7 protein-coding genes are annotated in these 7,524 nt (G+C 73.8%); 4 read left to right on the top strand and 3 right to left on the bottom strand.

What is annotated here, in order from left to right:
• The 4 genes from I59_RS02895 to I59_RS02880 all read left to right on the top strand — a co-directional run.
• On the top strand, positions 1 to 431 hold a 431-nt coding region (locus I59_RS02895; RefSeq protein WP_222834984.1), incomplete at its 5' end, for a hypothetical protein.
• Positions 418 to 2,826: a PIG-L family deacetylase gene (locus I59_RS20570; RefSeq protein WP_022902587.1), complete on the top strand. Its 2,409-nt coding sequence runs from the start codon at positions 418 to 420 to the stop codon at positions 2,824 to 2,826. The genes I59_RS02895 and I59_RS20570, both read left to right, overlap by 14 nt.
• Positions 2,811 to 3,722: a glycoside hydrolase family 16 protein gene (locus I59_RS20565; protein ID WP_022902586.1), complete on the top strand. Its 912-nt coding sequence runs from the start codon at positions 2,811 to 2,813 to the stop codon at positions 3,720 to 3,722. Before I59_RS20570 ends, I59_RS20565 begins: the two co-directional genes overlap by 16 nt.
• Before the next feature lie 63 nt (positions 3,723 to 3,785).
• The gene (locus tag I59_RS02880) at positions 3,786 to 4,514 is read left to right on the top strand and encodes a bifunctional 2-polyprenyl-6-hydroxyphenol methylase/3-demethylubiquinol 3-O-methyltransferase UbiG (protein WP_022902585.1); all 729 of its coding nucleotides are present in this window, start codon (positions 3,786 to 3,788) and stop codon (positions 4,512 to 4,514) included.
• Between the two features lie 16 nt (positions 4,515 to 4,530).
• Here the strand turns inward: I59_RS02880 and I59_RS02875 are convergent, their stop codons facing one another.
• The 3 genes from I59_RS02875 to I59_RS22540 form a co-directional block, all read right to left on the bottom strand.
• Positions 4,531 to 5,721 carry a glycosyltransferase family 4 protein gene (locus I59_RS02875; RefSeq protein ID WP_022902584.1) on the bottom strand — a complete coding sequence of 397 codons (1,191 nt, stop codon included), beginning with the start codon at positions 5,719 to 5,721 and terminating at the stop codon, positions 4,531 to 4,533.
• On the bottom strand, positions 5,718 to 7,313 hold the full coding sequence (locus I59_RS02870; protein ID WP_022902583.1) for a lipopolysaccharide biosynthesis protein: 1,596 nt from the start codon (positions 7,311 to 7,313) through the stop codon (positions 5,718 to 5,720). Before I59_RS02870 ends, I59_RS02875 begins: the two co-directional genes overlap by 4 nt.
• Positions 7,310 to 7,524 (bottom strand): hypothetical protein (locus I59_RS22540; RefSeq protein WP_042726398.1); only part of this gene is annotated, 215 nt, incomplete at its 5' end. The genes I59_RS02870 and I59_RS22540, both read right to left, overlap by 4 nt.

Genomic DNA, 7,524 nt, shown 5'->3' with positions numbered 1-7,524 from the left:
CGGTCCCGACCCGGAGCCAGGCCGCCGCGATGCAGTTCTACGACCGGACCGCGCCGAAGGGTTCGATCATGTTGCTCACCGGGTCGGCGAACGCCGTCCCGAGCAACATCGGGTCCCGGTACTTCGACGTCGGCGCGCTCTCGCGCGAGGTGTTCGGTGCCTACCCGGCCAGCGAGGACTACGACGCCACGGCGGACGTCTCGAACGTCACGCGCAAGCTCGTCAGCACCTGGGCGGCGACGAAGTACTACGCGATCGTGGCCGCGCCGTTCGGCGCCTACGACGAGCGGTACGGGTACCAGAGCGAGTCCGACTACCGGGAGCTGTCGGCCGCCATGGCGGACTCGCCGTACTGGAAGCCCGTCTGGTCGTCCGGCACGACCGTCGTGTACGAACTCACCCCCGAGGGGCTCCGCCATGGCGCAGCCTGAGGAGCCGCAGCGCCGACGGTCAGGGTCGGTCCGGTTCGTCACCGCCGCGGTGACGGCCCTGACCGTCGTGCTGGCGATGACGACGGTGCTCGGCGCGCGTGACGCTGCGGACGCGGCGACGACCGACCCCGGGGCCGGCGCGGACTGCCGCGCCGGACGGGTCCTGGACGTCGTCGCGCACCCCGACGACGACCTGCTCTTCCAGGGCACAGACCTGCGGGCGAGCATCGAGGCGGGTGCCTGCGTCCGGACCGTCGTCGTGACCGCCGCCGACGCGGGCTACCCCGCGTGGTACTGGCGCGAACGGCAGACCGGGCTGGTGGCGGCGTACGCGTCGATCGCCGGGGTCGACCCCGCGACGACCACGAGCACCATCGCGGTGGCGGGCAAGTCACTCCGGCTCGAGACCCTGACCGCGGACCCCCGCCTCAGCCTCGTCTTCATGGACCTCCCCGACGGGAACCTCGGCGGGAACGGCTTCTGGGCGACCGGGTACACGAGCCTGCAGCAGCTCTACCAGGGGTGGGTGCAGACCCTCTCCACGATCGCGGACGCCCCGTCCCCGGCGACCTACACGCTCGCTGAGCTGCGCGCGACGATCGCTGGCCTCGTCAGCGGGTACGCGCCCACGGCCGTCCGGACGCTCGACCACGCCGGCGGGTACGGCGACGGCGACCACAGCGACCACCACACCGTGGCGTACCTCACGGACGCGGCACAGCGGCAGTACACCGGAGCGCACACGTTCACCGGGTACATCGGGTACCCGATCGAGGGACGGCCGACGAACCTGACCTCGGCCCAGGTCGCGGCGAAGTCGTCGGCGTTCTTCACCTACGCCGCCCACGACAGCGAGACGTGCGCCACCTGGACGGCGTGCTCCTCCCGTCCCGAGTCGTCCTGGCTCCAGCGGCAGTACACGGTCGGACAGGCGGATCCGTCGCAGCCCACGAACCCGTCGGACCCCGGCAGCGACCGCACCGACGTCACGGGGTCGGCAACGGTCACCGCCAGTGCGGAGAACCCCGCGGACGGCCAGACCGCGGCGAAGGCCGTCGACGGCGTCGTCTCGGGCTACCCGGCGAACCCGTCGGCGGAGTGGGTCGCCCCGAACGGTCGCGCCGGGACGTGGATCCAGCTGTCGTGGTCGTCCGCGAAGGCCCTGTCGAGCATCGACCTCGCGGACCGACCGAACAGCGACGACCAGGTCACGGGCGGCACGCTGACGTTCTCCGACGGTTCGAGCGTCGCCGTCCCGGCGCTGCCGAACAGCGGCACGCTGCAGCAGGTCACCTTCGCGGCCCGATCGGTGACGTGGGTGCGCTTCACCGTCACCTCGGTCAGCAGCAGCACCCGGAACACCGGGCTCGCCGAGTTGCGGGCGTACACGTCCGGCTCCGGGTCGACGACCCCGCCGCCGACGACCGTCGACGTCACGTCGGCGGCGACCGTGACCGCGAGCGCCGAGAACCCGGCGGACGGCCAGACCGCGGTGAAGGCCGTCGACGGCGTCGTGTCCGGCTACCCGGCGAACCCGTCCGCCGAGTGGGTCGCCCCGAACGGTCGCGCCGGTACCTGGCTCCAGCTCACCTGGCCGTCGTCGACGTCGCTGACGGCGATCGACCTCGCCGACCGGCCGAACACGACCGACCAGGTCACCGGCGGGACCCTGACGTTCTCGGACGGGTCGAGCGTCGCGGTGTCGGCCCTGCCGAACGCCGGCACGGTCCAGCGGGTGTCGTTCGCCGCCCGGAGCGTGACCTGGGTGCGGTTCACGGTGACGTCGGTGAGCAGTCGGACCCAGAACGCCGGGCTCGCGGAGATCCGGGCGATCGGCGCGTCGGGCACGGGCAGCACGCCGACGCCGACGCCCACGCCGACGCCGACGCCGACGCCGACGCCGACGCCGACGCCGACGCCGACGCCGACTCCGACTCCGACGCCGACGCCGACGCCGACACCGACTCCGGCGCCCCGCGACGTCACGGGGTCGGCCACCCCGACGGCGAGCGCGCAGAACCCGGCGGACGGGCAGACCGTGCAGAAGGCCGTCGACGGCGTCGTGTCCGGCTACCCGGTGAACCCGTCGGCGGAGTGGGTCGCGCCGAACGGCCGGTCCGGAACCTGGATCCAGCTCACCTGGGCCTCCGCGCAGCGCCTCGGCCGGATCGAGCTCCACGACCGCCCGAACACCACCGACCGCGTCACGAGTGGCACCTTGACCTTCTCGGACGGTACGAGCGTGCGCGTGGGCTCGCTGCCGAACGACGGCTCGACGCTGAACGTCGACTTCTCCGGGCGGACCGTCACCTGGGTGCGGTTCACCGTCACCGGCGTCTCCTCCGGCACCCAGAACGCCGGGCTCTCGGAGGTGCGCGCGTGGACGACGACCTGACCCCGCCGTCCACGCTGACGACCGACGCCGCCTCGGCGCACGGTGCCGCCCCCGCGCACGGTGCGGGTCACTCGAGGCACCTCCGCCCGGCCGGCCCGGGCCGCCGTCGCCTCGGGCTGGCCGCGGGCGCGGTCGTCGTCACCGCCGGGATCGTCGCCGCGGCCGCCACCGGTGCGTCCTCGGGCACCGCGGTCGACCCCAGTGGTGAGACCATGCCGACCGCAGTTGCGGCCGGGTGGACGCGGGCGTTCTCGGAGGACTTCGCCGAGCCCAACGCGACCGGCGGGTTCGAACAGCCCTACGCGGACCGGTTCTCCGTGTACCACGGCTTCGCCGACACCGCGGGGACCGGTCGCTACTCCGCGTCCGCACTGACCGCGCACGACGGCGTGCTCGACATGCGGATGCGCACGACCGCAGGCGGGACCCCGCTCGCGGGTGGGATCGTGCCGCTGGTCGACGGCAAGTGGGGCGGCCAGACCGCCGGCCGCTACAGCATCCGCATGCGCAGCGACGAGGTCGACGGGTACGGCGTCGCGGTGCTGCTGTGGAGCGACCGGAACGTCTGGGCCGACGGCGAGGTCGACTTCCCCGAGGGCGCACTCGGAGCGCCCGCGTGGCTCAACGTGCACTGCCTCGCCGCGCCCGCGGAGAAGTGCGTCCACCTCGAGACCGCGGCCTCGCTGAAGGACTGGCACACGTACACGATCGACTGGACGCCGCAGCGCATGACGTTCTCGATCGACGGGCACGAGATCGCCTCGACGGACAAGGACATCCCGGTCGAGCCCATGCACTTCGTGGTGCAGGCCGGGTCGCTCGGTGGTGTGCCGCCGAAGGAGTCGGACGGGTCGCTGCTCATCGACTGGATCACGGTCGACGTGCCGAAGGGTTGACCCGACCCGGCCGACGCGCCCGGCCCGCGGCGCGTTCCGGGCGAGCCGCGCTACGGTCGCGGGGTGGTGGACCTGGACCGACGGCTCGTGGACCTGTACGACGTGGACAACCCGGACGGTCCGGACCACGACTTCTGGCGCGGTCTCGCCGACCACGTCGGCGCCCGGAGGATCGTCGACCTGGGCTGCGGCACCGGGATCCTGACCGTGACGCTCGCCGGTGTCGACCGCGACGTGCTCGGCGTCGATCCCTCGGCCACGATGCTCGACGCCGCGCGACGACGTCCGGGCGGCGGGAGCGTCTCGTGGATCCTCGGTGACAGCCGCGACGTGCCGGCGGAGCCCCGCGACCTCGCGCTGATGACGGGGAACGTCGCACAGCACATCGGGGACGCTGCGTGGCAGCGCACACTGCGCGACCTGCGGTCCGTGCTCGTGCCGGGCGGCACCGTGGCGTTCGAGAGCCGGAACCCCGCCGCGCGGGCCTGGGAGGCCTGGACCTCCGACGGGCGGTCGACCCGGGTCACGGCGGCCGGTCCGCTCGAGGAGTGGTCCGAGGCCACCGAGATCGCTCCGGGCGTCGTCCGTCTCGTGGCGTCCAACCGCTTCGTCGACACGGACGAGACCCTGGCGTACAGCGAGGACCTGCGGTTCCGGGGTCACGACGAGCTGCTGCGCGACGTCGGCGCAGCCGGCTTCGAGGCGGTCGAGGTCTTCGGGGACTGGCAGCGGGGACCGCTCCGGGAGGACAGTCCGGTGATGGTGTTCGTCGCGTCGGCCGTCGGCGACTGAGCGCCGCCGCGGGCGCTCAGCGTCGGGCGTGCTCCTCGAGCGCGGCGAGGAGGGCAGCGACGTGCGGGGTCCGGCCGTACCGGGCACTGACCCACTCCCGGCAGCGGGCCCCGAGCGACGGGTCCGTCGCCGCCTCTTCGAGCACGTCGACGATGCGGGCCGCGAGGGCCGCCGCGTCGCTCGGGTCGACCGTGTACCGCGCCCACTCGCCGGAGAGGATCTCGGCCGTGCCGCCGGACGCGGCCGCGACCACCGGCGTGCCGGTCGACATGGCCTCGACGACCGTCCTGCCGAAGCCCTCGGGTTCGACGGACGGGACGACCACGAGGTCCGCGGCGTGCAGGAGCGGGAGCACGTCGTCACGCTCCGGGAGCAGGACGACCGAACCCTCGGGGAGCGCGTCGACGGCCCGCTGGACGGCCGCCTCCTCGTCGGGGTAGAGCGCGCCGGCGAGGACGAGGACGGGTGTGGTGTGTGTCGCGCCGCCCGCGGTCGGGCACGTCACCCGCCGTCGGACGGGAGCCGACGAACGGACGCGACCCCATGCCTCCAGGAGGGCGACCACGCCCTTCCCGCGGCTGAGCCGGCCGTAGTAGAGCACGACGGGGGCGTCCTCGGGCAGCCCGAGGCGCGCTCGCGCGTCGCGGGCGGCGGACTCGGTCGCCGGGGGGAACTCGGCGGTGTCGACCCCGTTCGGCACGATCGTGGTGCGGTCACGGGGCGCCCCCACGGCGGCCCACGCATCGGCCATCGCGGCGGACACGGCGAGGTAGCGGGTCCGGCCGCCGGCGAAGGGCCGCAGCCGCCCGTAGTTCGGCGCATGGTGCAGGTGCACCGCGAGCGGGACACGGGACACGGCGGAGACGACGCGACCGTAGGGCAGGTACTCGGGCCGGTTCAGCCAGATGACGTCGGGTGCCCAGCTGCGGAGCCGCAGCCCTTCGCGGACGAAGCGGACGACGTCCCGCAGCGCGGAGCGGACACCGAAGCGCGGGTCGGTGCCGTGCACGAGCCGGACGCCGAGGCGTTCGAAGGCCGGACGGCCCTCACCCGCCCGCGGCATCCCGTCGTCCCGGTGCCAGACGAGGACCTCGTGGCCTGCGGCGACGAGCTCCTCGGTGTCCTCGAGGACGCACCGCTCCAGGCCGCCGGTGATCGCCAGTCCGGAGGTGACGAGAGCGATGCGGAGCGGCCGTCCGGTGGTCATGCGGTCCCTCCTCGGGCGGCACGGAGTCGGCGGATGAACCATGGCAGGCACGCGACGGCGCCGGCCATCCGGAAGCAGTTCCAGAACAGGTCCTGGGGCACGAACAGCGACGCGACGGCGACCGTGAGGCCCGCAGCCACCGGCACGACGATCCGCCACCCTGGCCCGCGCCATGCCCGACGGTCGGGGAGCACCGCCTGCTGGAGGGCTGCGAGCACGACGTAGGCGACGACGGTCGACACGGCGGCGCCCGCGAGGCCGAGCCACGGCACCAGGAGGATGTTCGCGCCGATGTTCACGGCGCCGGCGATCGCGGCGATGATGCCGACGGCCACGCCCCGCCGTTCGATGACGAGCAGGCGTCCGGTCGCGCCGCTCGCCACCACCGGCAGCGCGGTCACGGCGACGATGAGCACGACGACGGTCAGCTCGTGCACCCGGTAGGACGCGGGGGCGAGGATCGGCAGGGCGACGGGCGACACGAGCGTCACGGCGAGCAGCACCGGCGCGAGCATGCGGTACAGCTCGTCGCGGGAGTGCATGGCGAGCTCACGACGGGCGACGGCGTCGCGGAGCGCCGCGAAGTGGGGTGCCCACGCCTGGTTCGTGAAGGAGAGCAGGAGGATGACGGCCGACCCGACGACGTAGGCGATCTGGTAGCGCGCGACCTCCTCCGGGCCGAGGAGGCGCTGGATGACGATGCGGTCGCCGGCGTTCAGCACGAAGTACGACAGGTTCCCGAGCGCGATCGGGATGCCCAGCCGGAACGCCCGGGCGGTGGTCTTCCGGTCGAACAGCCCCGCGATGCGGGGACGGGTCGCGACGATGCCGATCACCATCGCGATCCCCTGCGCCACGACCCCGCCCCAGGCGTAGGTCACCGCGTCGGCGTGCACGAAGGTGAGGAGGCCGAGCCCGATGATCGAGCCGCCGATCGACGACAGCAGGCTCGTGACGGCGAAGACACGGATCCGGTCCTGCGCCACGAGGAGCGCGAGGGACAGCTGCACGACCGCGGCGGGACCGACCCAGAGGACGGCGATGAGCAGCAAGGGGTGCTGCCCGACGAACCCGGCGGCGTCGCCCCAGACCGGGATGGAGACGAGCGAGACCACCGTGACGAGGACCGCGGTGGTGATGCCGACGCTCAGCAGGCCCCGCGCACGCCGGTCGTCCCCGTCCTCGGCGCGCTGGAGCACGGTCGCCTGGTCGAGCCCGGCCACGGCGAGCACCCCGAGGGCCTGGTACAGGGCGATCGCGGACGCGAGCACGCCGAACTCGGCCGGGGGCATCAGGTGCGCGAGCACGGGGGAGATCAGCGACGACACGACGAGCTGCATCGACCAGACGACGACGTAGAGCAGGCCCCGGCCGAAGAGGACCGACGACACCGTGCGCGTCGAGCCGGTGGCGGGTGCCGGGTCCGTGCCGGCCGGGTCCGTGCCGGTGGCGGGGTCCGTGCCGGTGGCGGGATCCGCGACGGCGGTGGGTTCCGCGACCGCGGTGCCGGTCGCGGCGGCGGCCTCGCGCGCTGCCCGGGCCTCGCGGCGGGTCGTCGGCTGCGCGGATCCGGTGTCCTGCGACGGCGTCACGAGGGCACCACCTCGGCCGCCACGCGCTCGGGTCGTGTCGGCCGCAGCCCGAACGCCGCGTCGACGAGGTCGAGCAACTCCGAGCTCCGGTCGGTCGAGAACTTCCGTGCGAACAGCTGCGGGACCTCCCGGGCCTCGGCGACGGGCTGGGTCCGCCACTGGAACAGCCGGCCGGCGTCCGCGATCGTCAGCCATGGCGGGCTCTCATCGC

It is taken from the genome of Curtobacterium sp. B8 (assembly GCF_000333315.1).
In the GTDB taxonomy this organism is placed as follows: domain Bacteria; phylum Actinomycetota; class Actinomycetes; order Actinomycetales; family Microbacteriaceae; genus Curtobacterium; species Curtobacterium luteum.
Note: the sequence above shows the minus strand (reverse complement) of the source record. Positions and strands in the feature narration are given on the sequence as shown.